2 protein-coding genes are annotated in these 870 nt (G+C 75.9%); one reads left to right on the forward strand and one right to left on the reverse strand.

The genetic code is table 11. The features are described 5' to 3' along the window. Nucleotides 1–597, reverse strand: a 597-nt coding sequence (locus B8460_RS20460; RefSeq protein ID WP_048863471.1) for a MutS N-terminal domain-containing protein, incomplete at its 3' end; no start/stop codon positions are given. Between the two features lie 6 nt (nt 598–603). On the opposite strand from B8460_RS20460, the gene B8460_RS20465 reads away from it, so the two are divergent. Further along, the coding region (locus tag B8460_RS20465) for a YcjX family protein (protein WP_241771256.1) at nt 604–870 on the forward strand (267 nt) is incomplete at its 3' end.

Consider the following 870-nt stretch of genomic DNA (forward strand, 5'->3'; position numbering starts at 1 on the left):
GAGATCGAGGCTGGCCGGCGCCAGGATCTCCGCCGGATCGAGCCGGGCGAGCAGCGCCGCCAGCCCGGCGCGCGGCAGCGCCGCCGTCTCGAACAGCCCGGTGGAGACATCGAGCCAGGCGGCGCCGAGCGCCTCGCCCGCCTCGGCCACCGCCAGCAGCAGGTTCGGCCGCCCCGGCTCCAGCAGCGCATCCTCGGTCAGCGTTCCGGGCGTGACGAGGCGGACCACCTGCCGGCGGATCGGTGCCTTCGCCGCCCGACCGCTGGCCCCGCGTCCCTTGGCCGCCGCCGGCTCCATCTGCTCGGCGACGGCGACGCGGAACCCGCGGCGGATCAGCCGCGTCAGGTAGGTCTCCGCGGCATGCACCGGCACCCCGCACATCGGGATCGGCGCGCCGTTATGGCTGCCGCGATGCGTCAGGGCGATATCGAGAGCGGCCGCCGCCGCCTCGGCGTCGGCGAAGAAAAGCTCGTAGAAGTCGCCCATGCGAAAGAACAGCAGCGCTTCCGGATACGCCTCCCGCGCCGCGAACCACTGTGCCATGGCCGGCGTCGCGCCCGTGGCGGCGGGGGTTTCGGGCGGGCGGGGCGCATCCATGCGACGATGGTGCCCCGCGCGGCGCGGGCCGACCAGACAGCACGGCCTGCCGGCCGGCGCGTGGGCGGGCGGCTGATGCGTCTGGGCGACATTTTCGGCAGCGGACCGGGCCTGCTGCCCACCCTCGGCGCCGGGCGCGGGCGCGAGACGCTGCGGGTCGCCGTCACCGGCCTCGCGCGGTCGGGCAAGACCGTGTTCCTGACCTCGCTGCTCGCCAACCTGCTCGCGCTCGGCCAGGGACGGGACACGCTGCCGGGGCTGACCCGCGCGCTC

Source organism: Acidisphaera rubrifaciens HS-AP3 (genome assembly GCF_000964365.1).
Classification (GTDB): domain Bacteria; phylum Pseudomonadota; class Alphaproteobacteria; order Acetobacterales; family Acetobacteraceae; genus Acidisphaera; species Acidisphaera rubrifaciens.